Here is a 12,402-nt window from a genome sequence, read left to right as displayed (position 1 = left end):
GCCGCGGCTGCAATTGTTCAGCCGCGACTACTGCCATCTGTGCCACGACATGCTCGCCGCGCTGGAAGCCCTGCGCGGCGAGCCGGGCGTGCCGCATTTCGGGATCGAGGTGCTGGATGTCGATGCCGATCCCGCGCTCGAAGCGAAATACGACGAACTGGTGCCGGTGCTGGTCGACGGCGAGGGTCGCGAACTCTGTCACTACTTCCTCGACGCGGCGAAAGTGCGTGAGTATTTAAAACGACTTTAGTTTCGGCGTAACGCCTGCATTCGCAGGCATTAGCCTGCACTGAAACGTCGTTTTAGGCTAAAATCCGCGCCTTGCTTTTCGGCCTCCTCCAAGGTGCTCAAGGGTTTGAATGAGCACCTTTTTTGTTGACCCCATGGATCACATCCGCAACTTCTCCATCATCGCCCACATCGACCACGGCAAATCGACCCTGGCCGATCGCATCATCCATCGCTGCGGCGGCTTGTCCGACCGCGAGATGGAAGCGCAAGTGCTCGACTCGATGGACATCGAACGCGAGCGCGGCATCACCATCAAGGCGCAGACCGCGGCGCTCTCCTACACGGCGCGCGACGGAAAAACCTACAACCTGAACCTGATCGACACGCCGGGGCACGTGGACTTCTCCTATGAAGTCAGCCGTTCGCTGTCCGCCTGCGAAGGCGCGCTGCTGGTGGTCGATGCCTCGCAGGGTGTCGAGGCACAGACCGTGGCGAACTGCTACACGGCGATCGAACTCGGCGTCGAGGTGGTTCCCGTTCTGAACAAGATCGACCTGCCGGCCGCCGACCCCGACAACGCGCGCCAGGAAATCGAGGACGTGATCGGCATCGATGCCACCGAGGCGATCCTCTGCTCGGCCAAGACCGGCCTCGGCGTCGATGATGTGCTGGAAGCTGTCATCGCCCGCATCCCGCCGCCCAAGGGCGATCCGGTGGCGCCGCTGAAGGCGCTGATCATCGACTCGTGGTTCGACAACTATGTCGGCGTGGTGATGCTGGTGCGCGTGGTGGATGGCACGCTGCGCGCCAAGGACAAGATCCTGCTGATGGCGGAAGGCTCGCAGCACCTGTGCGAACAGGTCGGCGTATTCACGCCGAAGTCGGTAACCCGCCCCGAATTGCGCGCCGGCGAGGTCGGCTTCATCATTTCCGGCATCAAGGAACTTGACGCCGCCAAGGTAGGCGACACGGTGACCATCGCCGATCGACGAGCCGCCCAGGCGCTGCCCGGCTTCAAGGAAATCAAGTCGCAGGTGTTCGCCGGGCTGTATCCGATCGAATCCAATCAGTACGACAGCCTGCGCGACTCGCTGGAAAAGCTCAAGCTCAACGATGCCTCGCTGCACTACGAGCCGGAAGTCTCGCAGGCGCTCGGCTTCGGCTTCCGCTGCGGCTTCCTCGGCCTCCTGCACATGGAAATCGTCCAGGAGCGCCTCGAGCGCGAGTTCGACCAGGACCTGATCACAACCGCGCCCACCGTGGTGTACGAAGTGCTGATGCGCGACGGCAGCACGATCCAGGTGGAGAATCCGGCCAAGCTGCCGGAAGTGCAGAAGATGGAGGAAATCCGCGAGCCCATCATCACCACCAAGATTTTCGTGCCGCAAGAGTACCTCGGCGCGGTCATCACCCTGTGCGAGCAGAAGCGCGGCTCGCAGGTGAACATGGCCTACCACGGCCGCCAGGTGCAACTCACCTACGACATGCCGATGGCCGAAGTGGTGATGGATTTCTTCGACAAGCTCAAATCCGTGTCGCGCGGCTACGCCTCGCTCGACTACGAGTTCAAGGAGTACCGGGCGGCGGACGTGGTCAAGCTCGACGTGCTGATCAACGGCGACAAGGTCGACGCCCTGTCGCTGATCGTGCATCGCGCCAACGCGCCGTATCGCGGCCGCGAACTGGCCGCCAAGATGCGCGAGCTGATTCCGCGCCAGATGTACGACGTCGCCATCCAGGCCGCGATCGGCTCGACCATCATCGCCCGCGAAAACGTCAAGGCCATGCGCAAGGACGTGCTGGCCAAGTGCTACGGCGGCGACATCACGCGCAAGAAGAAGCTGCTGGAAAAGCAGAAGGCCGGCAAGAAGCGCATGAAGCAGGTCGGCAGCGTCGAAATTCCCCAGGAAGCCTTCCTTGCCGTGCTGCGCGTGGGTGACAAATGAACTTTGCCCTGATACTTTTCCTGCTCGTCATCGCCACCGGCATCGGCTGGTGCATCGACCATTTCTGGGCGCGCAAGAAGCGCCCGGCCGACGCCCCCGATCCGTGGTGGGTGGAATACGGCGGCAGCTTCTTTCCGGTCATCCTTGCCGTGTTCCTGCTGCGCTCGTTTCTTGTCGAGCCGTTCAAGATTCCCTCGGGCTCGATGATCCCGACCCTGCTGGTGGGCGATTTCATCCTGGTGAACAAGTTCACCTACGGCATTCGCCTGCCGGTGATCAACAAGAAGATCATCGAAATGAACACGCCGCAGCGCGGCGACGTGATGGTGTTCCGCTACCCGCCGGATCCCTCGCTCGACTATATCAAGCGCGTGGTCGGGCTGCCGGGCGACAAGATCGTCTATCGCAACAAGAAGCTGACCATCAACGGCCAGGAGGTCGTGCAGAAGAAGGTCGATGACTATTTCGATCGCGACCGCCTGTTCTACACCCCGCGCTTCATGGAAACCCTGGGCAAGGTGGAACACCAGATTTTGGTCGAAGCCGAAGCGCCATCCTATGTGCAGCAAATCTTCCGCTTTCCGCATGGCGATAAATGTCACTACAATAGCGAAGGCGTCAGTTGCGAGGTTCCGCCCGGGCACTATTTCATGATGGGCGACAATCGCGACAATTCGCAGGACAGCCGTTTCTGGGGTTTCGTTCCCGACGAAAACCTGGTCGGCAAGGCGTTCTTCATCTGGTTCAATTTCGGCGATCTGAAGCGGATCGGCTCGTTTCACTAGGGGGTACCATGAAATATCAGCGTGGCATCAGTCTGAACACTCTCTTGCTCGGTGGCGCGGCCCTGGCCCTGGTAGCCCTGCTGGCGATGAAAGCCATACCGCCCTGGATCGAATACGGCAACCTCGTCAAGGCAGTCAAGGGCACCGCGGGCGATGCCAGCCTCAAGACGGCCACGGTGACCCAGGTGCGTGCCGCCTTTGGCCGGCGTGCCGACATGGATGACGTCAAGAGCGTCAAGCCGGAAGATCTAGAGATCACCAAGGAAGGTGGCGAACTGGTGATATCGTTCAAGTACGAAAGCAAGGTACCGCTGTTCAGTAATGTCAGCCTGGTCTTCGATTTCGAGGGCAGCAGCAGCGCCCAGCAATGAAGCCGCAGCGTCTGGAGGCAGCCCTGGGGCACGGCTTCGGCCGGCCGGAGTTGCTGCGCCAAGCGCTCACCCATCGCAGCTTCGGTTCTCCGCACAACGAACGCCTCGAATTTCTCGGCGACGCGATACTCAACTGCGCCGTCGCCGGCTACCTGTTCCAGCATTTCGACGATCTGAAGGAAGGCGAGCTTTCGCGGCTGCGGGCAAGCCTGGTGAGGCAGGAAACCCTCGCGGAGATTGCCAGGGATCTGCATCTCGGCGACTTCCTCCAGTTGGGCGAAGGGGAGCTGAAGAGCGGCGGCTCCCGGCGCCCTTCGATCCTTGCCGATGCGGTGGAAGCCATCATCGGCGCAATTTATGTCGACGCCGGCTTCGAGGCCGCGCGCAAGGTCATCGACCTTCTGTACAAGCCGGTCGTGGCCCGCATCAATCCCGACGCTGCCGGCAAGGACCCGAAAACCGCCCTGCAGGAGATCCTGCAGGGCCGGCGTCTGCCCCTGCCGCGCTACGGCCTGCTGGCGACGCACGGCGAGGCGCATGTCCAGGAGTTCGAGGTCGAATGCGTGATTCCCGATCTGGATATCCGCACCACCGGCACCGGCAGCAGCCGGCGCATTGCCGAACAACAGGCGGCGCAGCGGGCCATCGCCGGGATCAAGCCATGAATTCCGAATTCCGTACCGGCTATCTGGCGGTCATCGGCCGCCCCAACGTCGGCAAGTCGACGCTGACCAATCGCCTGGTCGGCGCCAAGGTCAGCATCACCTCGAAGAAGGCCCAGACCACGCGCCACCGCATCCACGGCGTGCTGACCACGGACGACGCCCAATTCATCTTCGTCGATACGCCGGGCTTCCAGATGACGCACAAGAATGCGCTCAACCGGCTGATGAACCGCAGCGTGACCTCCACCTTCGCCGACGTCGACGTGATCCTGCTGGTGGTCGAAGCGGGCCGCTGGGGCAATGGCGAAACCGAAATCGCCAAAATGCTGCCGGCGGACAAACCCGTGGTGCTGGTGATCAACAAGATCGACCGGCTGGCCGACAAGGCCGAAGTATTGCCCTTCATCGCCAAGGTGTCGGGCTTGCATGACTTTGCCGAAATCGTGCCGCTCTCGGCGGAGAAGGGGCTCGGCACCGATGCGCTGCTGGCCGCCGTCGCCCGCTACCTGCCGGTATCGCCGCCGGTGTTCGAGGCCGACGACATCACCGATCGTTCCGAGCGCTTCATGGCCTCCGAGATATTGCGCGAAAAGCTGTTCCGCAACCTGGGCGAGGAGCTGCCCTACGGCATCGCCGTGGAAATCGAGAAGTTCGAGCAGGAGGGCGACCTGCGCCGCATCCATGCCGCCGTGATCGTCGACCGGGACGGCCATCGTTCCATCGTCATCGGCAAGGCCGGCGAACGGCTGAAGCGAATTTCGACCGACGCCCGCAAGGAAATGGAAACCCTGTTCGGCGGCAAGGTCTGGCTCGAGACCTGGGTCAAGGTCAAGGGCGGCTGGGCCGACGACGAGCGGGCGCTGAAGTCATTGGGTTACGACTGACGTCGTGAGCAGCAAGCGCGTCGACGGCCAGTCGGCCTATGTCCTGCATCTGCATCCCTACAGCGAGACCAGCCTCGTGGTCGATGTGTTCACCCGCGACCACGGTCGCGTGCCGCTGCTGGCGCGCGGCGCAAGGCGGCCGCGTTCGGCCATGCGTGGCATGCTGATGTCCTTCCAGCCGCTGGAACTCGGCTGGTTCGGCGGCGGCGAGGTCAAGACCCTGGCCAAGGCAGAATGGCTGGGCGGCATGCCGTTGCTGGGCGGGCGCTGCCTGCTGCTCGGCTACTACCTCAACGAACTGCTGCTGAAAATGCTGCCGCGCGAAGACGCCCACGGCGCGCTGTTCGATGCCTATGCCGCCGCCTTGCGCGCTTTGGCGGCGGGCGGCGCCGACGCCCCGGAACTGCGCCGCTTCGAAAAAACCCTGCTGAAGGAACTCGGCTACGGACTGACGCTGGAGACCGATGTCGAATCCGGGCAGCCGGTGGTTCCGGACCGGGAATACCACTACCTGATCGAGCGCGGCCCGGTGTTGACAGTCGGCGCCGGCGAGACGGCGGTAGTATGCGGGCAGACCCTGCTCGACATGGCGGCCGACGATTATTCGAATCCGCGCACGCGGGTTGAAAGCAGGCACCTGATGCGGCAGTTGATCGCCCATCACATGGGCGGCAAACCGCTGCAATCGCGGCGGGTTTTCATGGAGTTACAGGAACTATGACCCCAAAAGACAAATTTGATCCGCAGATTTCGCCGATTCGCGCAGATGAATCAGGAAGTTGCCCGGTCAGGTTGTGCCACCTGCCGGGTGGCGCGCGAGTGCTGCACACTTGTTTGTTTTATCTGCGTAATCTGCGAAATCTGCGGACTGAATCGAGGTGTTTAGGATGATCGAACTCGGCGTAAACATCGACCACGTGGCGACGGTACGCGAGGCGCGCAAGGGTCACGAACCCGATCCGGTCTGGGCGGCCGTCGAGGCGCACCTGGGCGGGGCCGACGGCATCACCGTGCATCTGCGCGAAGATCGCCGCCACATCCAGGACCGCGACGTGCGCCGGCTGCGCGAGCTGACCCACATCAAGCTCAATCTCGAAATGGCCGCCACCGACGAGATGGTCGGCATCGCCTGCCAGCTCAAGCCCGAGATGGCCATGCTGGTACCCGAAGGCCGACACGAGATCACCACCGAAGGCGGGCTCGACGTCGCCGGCCAGGAAGCGCGCCTGCGCGAGGTGGTGGCGCGGCTGGCCCACGAGGGCATCGTCACCAGCGTCTTCATCGACGCCGAACTGCCGCAGGTCGAGGCCGCCGCCCGCATCGGTGTGCGTGTCTGCGAAATCCACACCGGGCCTTATGCCCACGCCTTCTACAGCCGCGGCCGCGATGCCGAAAGCCCCTCGGTGCTTGCCGAACTGGACAAGATCCGCATCGCCGGCGCGGCGATCCGCGCCGCCGGCATGCGCTTCAATGCCGGCCACGCGCTCAACTACTTCAACGTGCAGCCGGTGGCGGCCTTGCCCGGCATCCGCGAATTGCACATCGGCCACGCCATCGTCAGCCGCGCCATCTTCGTCGGCATGCGCGACGCCGTCGCCGAAATGAAGCGCCTGATGCGCGAAGCGCAGTGCCAGTGATTTTCGGCATCGGCACCGACATCGTCGCCGTCGCGCGCATGGCCGACTACTGGCAGCGCCATGGCGAGCGCGGGCTGGAGAAAATGCTGGCGCCGGAAGAGCGCGAGGCCTGCCGTGGCAGCCTCGATCCGGCGCGCTTCCTGGCCAAGCGCTTCGCCGCGAAGGAGGCGCTGGGCAAGGCCTTCGGCACCGGCGTGCGCGCCCCTCTGTTGTTGCCCGAGATTGCCGTCAGCCACGATGATCTGGGCAAGCCCGGCTTTTCCTTCGGGCCGGCGCTCGCCGCGCATCTTGCAGAACGCGGGCTGACCGCCCATCTTTCCATCAGCGACGAGCAGGACTACGCCGTCGCCTTCGTCATCCTGGAAAAGCCATGAACACACTTCCCCTCGGCCCGCTGATGATCGATGTCGCCGGACTTGAACTGTCCGATCTCGACCGCGAACGCCTCGCGCATCCGCTGGTCGGCGGCGTGATCCTGTTCAAGCGCAACTACCGCGACACGCAACAGCTCACCGCGCTGTGCGCCGCCATCCACGCCCTGCGTGCGCCCGCATTGCCCATCACCATCGACCACGAAGGCGGGCGCGTGCAGCGCTGCCGCGAAGGCTTCACCCATGTCCCCGCGATGCGTCGCCTCGGCGATCTGTGGGATCGCGACGCCGCCGCCGCACGCAAGGCCGCCGCTGACATCGGCTACCTGCTGGCCGCCGAGCTGCGCGCCTGCGGCGTCGATCTGTCCTTCACCCCGGTGCTCGACCTCGACTGGGGCCCCAGCGGCGTCATCGGCGATCGCGCCTTCCACCGCGATCCGGCGGCCGTCGCCGAACTGGCCGGCGCCCTGATCGACGGCCTCGCTGCCGCCGGCATGGGCTGTTGCGGCAAGCATTTTCCCGGCCACGGCTGGGTCGCGGCCGATTCGCACCTGGCGATTCCGGTCGACGAACGCAGCCTCGCCGAAATGGCGCCCGACCTCGAACCCTATCGCCACCTCCGGCTCGACGGCGTGATGCCGGCCCACGTCATCTACCCGCGGGTCGACAGCCGGCCCGCCGGTTTCTCGCCGGTGTGGCTGCAAAAGTTGCGCAAGGAATTCGGCTTCGACGGCGTGATCTTCAGCGACGATCTGTCGATGGAAGGCGCCAGCTTTGCCGGCGACATGGTGCAGCGCGCGGAAGCCGCATGGGCCGCGGGCTGCGACATGCTGCTGATCTGCAACGCGCCGGATGCCGTGGCCCAGGTGCTGGCTAACTGGAAGCCGACGCCCGATCCGGTTCGCTCGGCGCGGCTGGCGCGGCTTGTGCCGGGCGGCCGCTGGCAGCAGGATGCCGCGCGCTACGCGGCGGGCAGGGCAGCGGTGGAGAGCCTCACCGCCTGAGGTCGGGTTGTACGAGTCGGCGCCGGCGGTACGGCGCTTGGCGTCGAATTGCTACTGATCCCTTTAGCTTCGCGACCGTGTTGACGGATGGATTGGGCCTCTGCTTACTCATAGTGAGTCCACATACGCAGGACACGAACCGTTTTCTCTTTGGCAAAGACCTCGTACACAATGCGGTGCTGAATATTGATGCGGCGAGAGTACGCGCCAGCAAGATCGCCGACCAACTTTTCGAAGGGTGGTGGATTTCGAAATGGGTCGTCGGCAAGAATCGCGAGCAGTTCTTGTGCCTTTTGTTTAAGACCACATGCAGCAAGCTTCTTTGCGTCCTTCATTGCTTGCTTGGCATAAACAACTTCCCAATTCACCACTTAAGCACCTTCGAACTTTTTGCGAGGGGCTCGGCCATGCCAGCTTTGATGGACTCGCGCATGCCAGGCACGGCCAGTAGGTACAAGGTTTCCTGAATTGCGCTCCAATCTTCTGCGGATAGCAGCACGGCATTGCTGCGTTTTCCGGAAATGGTGATTGGCTCATGAGACTCGGCTGTTTGATCAATGAGTCTGTACAGGTTTGCGCGAGCTTCGCTGGCGGTAAGCGTGTTCATTTCGTGCTCCTTCAAAGAAGCCCGAATAGTACGCTTATTCGTACGTCTGTCAATCGTCTATGCGAGCGCTTGAAGAGCCCCAGCGAAGCTGTAGAAAAACTCTTGTCATGTCTGCATTCTGCGGTGAACCAAATGGAATGGCAGTGTGGTCAAGCCTCTGGCCGCTCCCCGGTTTTCGACAAGAGTCGGCGCTGTCGGGACGGCGATTTGCGATTTGTTTGATGCCTCGATAGCAAGAATTCGCGCAGCGTCCGTGTTGACCAAGGTTATGCGGCGCGCTCAATCGGAACCTCCCAGCCAGGGAATACAAGTACGGCGGGATGGCACTTGAGAGCACGGGCAAATACCTTCGCACGCTCAACCCCCAGATTTACTCGACCATTTTCAATGGCGGAGATGGTGGCTTGCGGAATGCCCGTGAGTTCGGACAGTTGGCTTTGGCTCAGTTCTTGGAGTTCGCGCAGGATACGGACAGACTCTCCCACCGAGACCTCAACTCGCTTTTTCGCGGGACGAAACTCTTTCATTTCATGGCCTCCTGTAATCGTGGGCGGTGACATGGACAACTTGAATCTGCAACACGTTGGCGACAGCTCGGTAAATCACTCGCCACTGAAGCCCAAGCCGAGAGGAACGATGACCCTTCCACTCACCAGCCAGTGCTTCGTCGTGAAACCCCTTGATGGCTCGCAACCCCTGCGGCCCGGAAAGCCTGGCAATGTCTTTCCATTTCTCGTAACGTTTCAAAACCTCCACGGGTACGGAGCCAGAAAGCTGTTTGTCGACGCGACGGTGCTCTTCAATGTGCCACATGCCGCATTATGTATATACCACAAATGGTATGTCAAGGGCGACGACTGTCCGGCGACGCATAACGAAGCTGTAGAAAAACTCTTTTCATGTCCGCATTCTGCGGTGAACCAAATGGAATGACAGTGTGGTCAAGCCTCTGGCCGCTCCCCGGTTTTCGACAAGAGTCGGCGCTGGCGGGACGGCGATTTGCGACCTGTTTGATGCCTCGATAGCATTACGAAGAATTCGCGCATGACATCGCGGATCGTCAGGAAGTCAAATGACCGCTATAGCTCGGGGCGTATTGGTGCCATGTGGAAGGCGACGGCCACTACCAAAACTAGCGCAAGAGGGGCTAGCAAATGGCCAAGAGTTGCCCAAGAGGCGACGACGTAAATTGAGCAGGCTTCTCATGGTGCAGGAGTGGCACGTAGAAAGCGAAGTATTGGCACCGCAAACACAAGCAGTACAAATAGCTCAAGCGGCAACAAGCCAACGATCATTGGAATTGACTCGGGTATCAGCGAGTACAGCCAGATTGTTAGAGGTAGTGAGCCGAACAGGGCGATGGCCACGAGAAACGGACCGTTTGACTTAAGTTCGACGTGACAACTAGGGCAGGTAAAGTCGAGGTGACTGAGGTAGTCGTCATCGAGACTAGCCTTGCAGCTTGGACAGGTACCTGCGTTTGTCCGGCGGGGAAGCTGCTTTACCAGAACGGATCAAACTGCAATCACAATGGCCACCTGGCGGTGAAGTTCCAGGGCGCGCTGCGGGATTGCGGACCCTGCGCCCTGCGCGACAAGTGCCTGCGGAAGCCCGACGTGACGAAGACCCGGCAGGTCAGCTTCTTCCATGGCAAGGCGCCCGGCACCACGCTGAGCTACAGCGATCGCATGAAGCGGGCGATCGACTCCGAACGAGGCCGGCGGCTCTATGGCGGGCGCTTCGCCACCGTGGAACCGGTGTTTGCCAACCTCCGACACAACAAGGGGCTGGATCGCTTCACGGTGCGCGGGCAGAAGAAGGTGGATACGCAGTGGAAGCTCTTCTGTCTGGTGCACAACATCGAGAAGCTGGCGCATCACGGATATGGGCAGTAGGCCAGGGAAGGGCTGACCAGAGAGTCGGCGCTGGCGGGACGGCGACTCGAGAACTCCGACGGTGAAATGACGAATGGCGCGATGCGGATCGCGCCATTCGCGGAGACTTTTGCCGATGAATTTGGGGTTTTTCTACAGCTTCAACGTTTAAGGTCAGGGGCGATGCGCGGCTTCATCGCGCAGCGTCCCCTGCACCGCAATGTTAGACCTCACTCGAAACTCCATGCCCATGTGAGGGACACGAGTTTGTCCCTCGCGAAACGCAGGGTGGCAGTGTGCTGATCTGGGCCCTCGTCGTTCAACAAGTACACAAGTGCGCTCTGATGTCTTTCCATCGGTTCTCCTGCGTAGGCTAGGACGGTTCGACGCGCAGCACCCGGCGAGATAGCACGTGGAAGAAGTGGGTGGGCCTTTGTCACGACCATTGACTCAAGTATTTCGTGAGGCGGCGAATAGGCGAAAGCTCGATAGACCACCAACTTGACTCCAGGGCAGCGGATAGTCACACGCTCATCAATCACGTTTTCGTCAAACCGATTCCGTACTTTGGCGGTCGCCTTGCGAGCGTCGGTGCCACAGCGTTGGTTCGCTATCGTAAAACCAACATCTGCGAGAGCGCGTTGAACTATCGGGGTCCTCGTTTCGGCACTCACAGTTGCGGCGCCGGTTGCGAGCAATAGTAGCGCGCAGATCAACTTATGCATTGGTGAGGTCTAACGTGATATCGCCGACGAAACGGCAAGTAAACAGAATATGCGACAGTCGCATATTCTGGCGAGCCATGCGGACTGATTGTTTTTTAACGAAATTTCTTGATGAACGCGAGTCATTCTGTCGGATAATTTATTTGGCGGGTTCCGAGAGTCAATCCACTGAAATTCCCATTCAGGATACGCAATCGGCAAACCGGCGTCCACTCCCGGTTGTTGCAGGCACGACAACAACGGCATAGCCTGGGTTTCGTTGTGATTGATCGCCGTCTCATCAGCGCTGTCCCACAAGGGGATACCGCTTCGCATAACTTTCCGGCGCCACGCTTGCCAACAAGCAATCGGCGCAGCAGCGCCGCGGCTTAGGTGGCGATCTGGCCGACCTTGCCGCGCTGGTGCCGGTTGTTGGCGATCAGGGCGATCAGCACGATGGCGGCGCCCATCAGTTCGAGCGTTTCCGGGCGGCGGCCCTGGGCGATGGCGATCAGGTAGGTGATGACCGGAGTGAAGTTGGCGAAGAGGCCTGCGGAGAGCGGGCCGAGCTTGGCGACGCCCATGTTCCAGAACAGGATGCCGAACACCGAGACGCAGAAGACGATGAAGCTGAGCTGCGGCCAGACCGCGATCATCTTTGCGGCGCTCGGCGGCTGGCTGTGGCCGGCCAGCGTGGCGATGCCCAGCGCGGCCGCGATGCCGAGCAGGCCGAGCGCGCAGGAGAGCGCGCTGTAGCGCACCGGCGACCAGCCGGGGAACTGCTGGCCGCCCAGGGTGTAGGCGGTCCAGAACAGCGAGGCGAGGAAGACCAGGCCGTTGCCCAGCGCGTCGCCGCCGACCAGACGCGTGACGTCGCCCGCGGTGATGACGAACAGCTCGCCGACCAGCGCCAGGGCGATGGCGCCGAGGGTGAAGTTGTCGGGCCGGCGGTGGGTGCGCCACCACTGGAACAGCGCGACCTGGATCGGGCCCAGCGCGAGGATCATGCCGCTGATTTCTGGGCGCGTCAGCTTGAGGCCTTCGAACAGGCAGACGCCGAAGCCGGCGAAGCCGAGGCTGCCGAACAGGGCGATCTTCCACAGCTGGCCTTCGGTGCGCAGGGCTGCCGCGCCTTCGCGCACCCAGAGCAGGCCGAGGAAAACCAGCGCCGCGGCGGAGAAGCGCATCGCCGTCAGCCAGTAGGGGTCGACGGCCTGCAGCGCCGATTTGCCGACCGGCAGGAAGCCGCCCCAGATGGCGATCACCAGCAGCATGTAGATCGTGCCGCGGCGGTGGTCTTTGTGCGCCTGCGTCATGACCGGC

Annotated in this window: 16 protein-coding genes and 1 pseudogene; 12 read left to right on the top strand and 5 right to left on the bottom strand. The window is 62.0% G+C overall.

Annotated elements, in window-relative coordinates:
• Window positions 1–13: 13 nt before the first annotated feature.
• The 10 genes from SUTH_RS10890 to nagZ all read left to right on the top strand — a co-directional run bounded on the left by SUTH_RS10890 (window position 14) and on the right by nagZ (window position 7,894).
• The gene (locus tag SUTH_RS10890; protein WP_231850994.1) at window positions 14–250 is read left to right on the top strand and encodes a glutaredoxin family protein; all 237 of its coding nucleotides are present in this window, start codon (window positions 14–16) and stop codon (window positions 248–250) included.
• 133 nt (window positions 251–383) lie between these two features.
• Complete coding sequence (gene lepA, locus SUTH_RS10885) at window positions 384–2,177, top strand: translation elongation factor 4 (protein ID WP_041099217.1); 1,794 nt, start codon at window positions 384–386, stop codon at window positions 2,175–2,177.
• Window positions 2,174–2,962, top strand: coding sequence for a signal peptidase I (gene lepB / locus SUTH_RS10880; RefSeq protein WP_041099215.1), 789 nt, complete (start codon window positions 2,174–2,176; stop codon window positions 2,960–2,962). The genes lepA and lepB overlap by 4 nt, the downstream gene beginning before the upstream one ends.
• A gap of 8 nt (window positions 2,963–2,970) precedes the next feature.
• Window positions 2,971–3,333 (top strand): DUF4845 domain-containing protein, encoded by a 363-nt coding sequence (locus SUTH_RS10875; RefSeq protein ID WP_041099213.1) that lies wholly within the window; start codon window positions 2,971–2,973, stop codon window positions 3,331–3,333.
• Complete coding sequence (gene rnc / locus SUTH_RS10870) at window positions 3,330–3,998, top strand: ribonuclease III (protein WP_041099211.1); 669 nt, start codon at window positions 3,330–3,332, stop codon at window positions 3,996–3,998. Before SUTH_RS10875 ends, rnc begins: the two co-directional genes overlap by 4 nt.
• Window positions 3,995–4,882, top strand: coding sequence for a GTPase Era (gene era, locus SUTH_RS10865; protein WP_041099209.1), 888 nt, complete (start codon window positions 3,995–3,997; stop codon window positions 4,880–4,882). Before rnc ends, era begins: the two co-directional genes overlap by 4 nt.
• Window positions 4,883–4,886: 4 nt before the next feature.
• A complete protein-coding gene (recO, locus tag SUTH_RS10860; protein ID WP_041099207.1) occupies window positions 4,887–5,603 on the top strand; it encodes a DNA repair protein RecO in 717 nt (238 codons plus the stop codon).
• A 166-nt stretch (window positions 5,604–5,769) separates the two neighbouring features.
• Window positions 5,770–6,519 (top strand): pyridoxine 5'-phosphate synthase, encoded by a 750-nt coding sequence (locus tag SUTH_RS10855; RefSeq protein ID WP_041099205.1) that lies wholly within the window; start codon window positions 5,770–5,772, stop codon window positions 6,517–6,519.
• A complete protein-coding gene (gene acpS, locus SUTH_RS10850) occupies window positions 6,510–6,893 on the top strand; it encodes a holo-ACP synthase (RefSeq protein ID WP_331709751.1) in 384 nt (127 codons plus the stop codon). Before SUTH_RS10855 ends, acpS begins: the two co-directional genes overlap by 10 nt.
• The gene (nagZ, locus tag SUTH_RS10845; RefSeq protein ID WP_041099201.1) at window positions 6,890–7,894 is read left to right on the top strand and encodes a beta-N-acetylhexosaminidase; all 1,005 of its coding nucleotides are present in this window, start codon (window positions 6,890–6,892) and stop codon (window positions 7,892–7,894) included. Before acpS ends, nagZ begins: the two co-directional genes overlap by 4 nt.
• 104 nt (window positions 7,895–7,998) lie before the next feature.
• Here the strand turns inward: nagZ and SUTH_RS10840 are convergent, their stop codons facing one another.
• The 4 genes from SUTH_RS10840 to SUTH_RS20360 form a co-directional block, all read right to left on the bottom strand.
• On the bottom strand, window positions 7,999–8,262 hold the full coding sequence (locus tag SUTH_RS10840) for a Txe/YoeB family addiction module toxin (RefSeq protein WP_041102207.1): 264 nt from the start codon (window positions 8,260–8,262) through the stop codon (window positions 7,999–8,001).
• On the bottom strand, window positions 8,259–8,501 hold the full coding sequence (locus SUTH_RS10835; RefSeq protein ID WP_041099200.1) for a type II toxin-antitoxin system Phd/YefM family antitoxin: 243 nt from the start codon (window positions 8,499–8,501) through the stop codon (window positions 8,259–8,261). The genes SUTH_RS10840 and SUTH_RS10835 overlap by 4 nt, the downstream gene beginning before the upstream one ends.
• 266 nt (window positions 8,502–8,767) lie before the next feature.
• Window positions 8,768–9,028: a helix-turn-helix domain-containing protein gene (locus SUTH_RS10830; protein ID WP_041099198.1), complete on the bottom strand. Its 261-nt coding sequence runs from the start codon at window positions 9,026–9,028 to the stop codon at window positions 8,768–8,770.
• A 1-nt stretch (window position 9,029) separates the two neighbouring features.
• A complete protein-coding gene (locus SUTH_RS20360) occupies window positions 9,030–9,194 on the bottom strand; it encodes a type II toxin-antitoxin system mRNA interferase toxin, RelE/StbE family (RefSeq protein ID WP_408054970.1) in 165 nt (54 codons plus the stop codon).
• Between SUTH_RS20360 and SUTH_RS20070 the strand changes: the two genes are divergently transcribed.
• Together SUTH_RS20070 and SUTH_RS10820 are read left to right on the top strand one after the other, a co-directional pair.
• Entirely contained in the window at window positions 9,138–9,434 is a 297-nt protein-coding gene (locus tag SUTH_RS20070) for a hypothetical protein (RefSeq protein ID WP_231850993.1), read from the top strand. The two genes, SUTH_RS20360 and SUTH_RS20070, sit on opposite strands and share 57 nt — an antisense overlap.
• Window positions 9,435–9,976: 542 nt before the next feature.
• Window positions 9,977–10,396: pseudogene (locus SUTH_RS10820) on the top strand (transposase); the annotation flags it as partial.
• 1,072 nt (window positions 10,397–11,468) lie between these two features.
• Here the strand turns inward: SUTH_RS10820 and SUTH_RS10810 are convergent.
• Window positions 11,469–12,395, bottom strand: coding sequence for a DMT family transporter (locus SUTH_RS10810; RefSeq protein ID WP_041099192.1), 927 nt, complete (start codon window positions 12,393–12,395; stop codon window positions 11,469–11,471).
• Window positions 12,396–12,402: the final 7 nt, after the last annotated feature.

It is taken from the genome of Sulfuritalea hydrogenivorans sk43H (genome assembly GCF_000828635.1).
Taxonomy (GTDB): Bacteria; Pseudomonadota; Gammaproteobacteria; order Burkholderiales; family Rhodocyclaceae; genus Sulfuritalea; species Sulfuritalea hydrogenivorans.
The sequence above is the reverse complement of the archived record's forward strand: the minus strand, read 5'-3'. Positions and strand labels throughout refer to the sequence as shown.

Excerpts from the sequence above, each read along its gene's own strand:
- nagZ (WP_041099201.1), top strand. The coding sequence starts at position 6,890 with ATGAACACACTTCCCCTCGGCCCGCTGATGATCGATGTCGCCGGACTT.
- SUTH_RS10830 (WP_041099198.1), bottom strand. The coding sequence starts at position 9,028 with ATGAAAGAGTTTCGTCCCGCGAAAAAGCGAGTTGAGGTCTCGGTGGGA.
- SUTH_RS20070 (WP_231850993.1), top strand. The coding sequence starts at position 9,138 with ATGACCCTTCCACTCACCAGCCAGTGCTTCGTCGTGAAACCCCTTGAT.
- lepB (WP_041099215.1), top strand. The coding sequence starts at position 2,174 with ATGAACTTTGCCCTGATACTTTTCCTGCTCGTCATCGCCACCGGCATC.
- SUTH_RS10835 (WP_041099200.1), bottom strand. The coding sequence starts at position 8,501 with ATGAACACGCTTACCGCCAGCGAAGCTCGCGCAAACCTGTACAGACTC.
- SUTH_RS10810 (WP_041099192.1), bottom strand. The coding sequence starts at position 12,395 with ATGACGCAGGCGCACAAAGACCACCGCCGCGGCACGATCTACATGCTG.
- era (WP_041099209.1), top strand. The coding sequence starts at position 3,995 with ATGAATTCCGAATTCCGTACCGGCTATCTGGCGGTCATCGGCCGCCCC.
- SUTH_RS10875 (WP_041099213.1), top strand. The coding sequence starts at position 2,971 with ATGAAATATCAGCGTGGCATCAGTCTGAACACTCTCTTGCTCGGTGGC.
- SUTH_RS10855 (WP_041099205.1), top strand. The coding sequence starts at position 5,770 with ATGATCGAACTCGGCGTAAACATCGACCACGTGGCGACGGTACGCGAG.
- lepA (WP_041099217.1), top strand. The coding sequence starts at position 384 with ATGGATCACATCCGCAACTTCTCCATCATCGCCCACATCGACCACGGC.
- rnc (WP_041099211.1), top strand. The coding sequence starts at position 3,330 with ATGAAGCCGCAGCGTCTGGAGGCAGCCCTGGGGCACGGCTTCGGCCGG.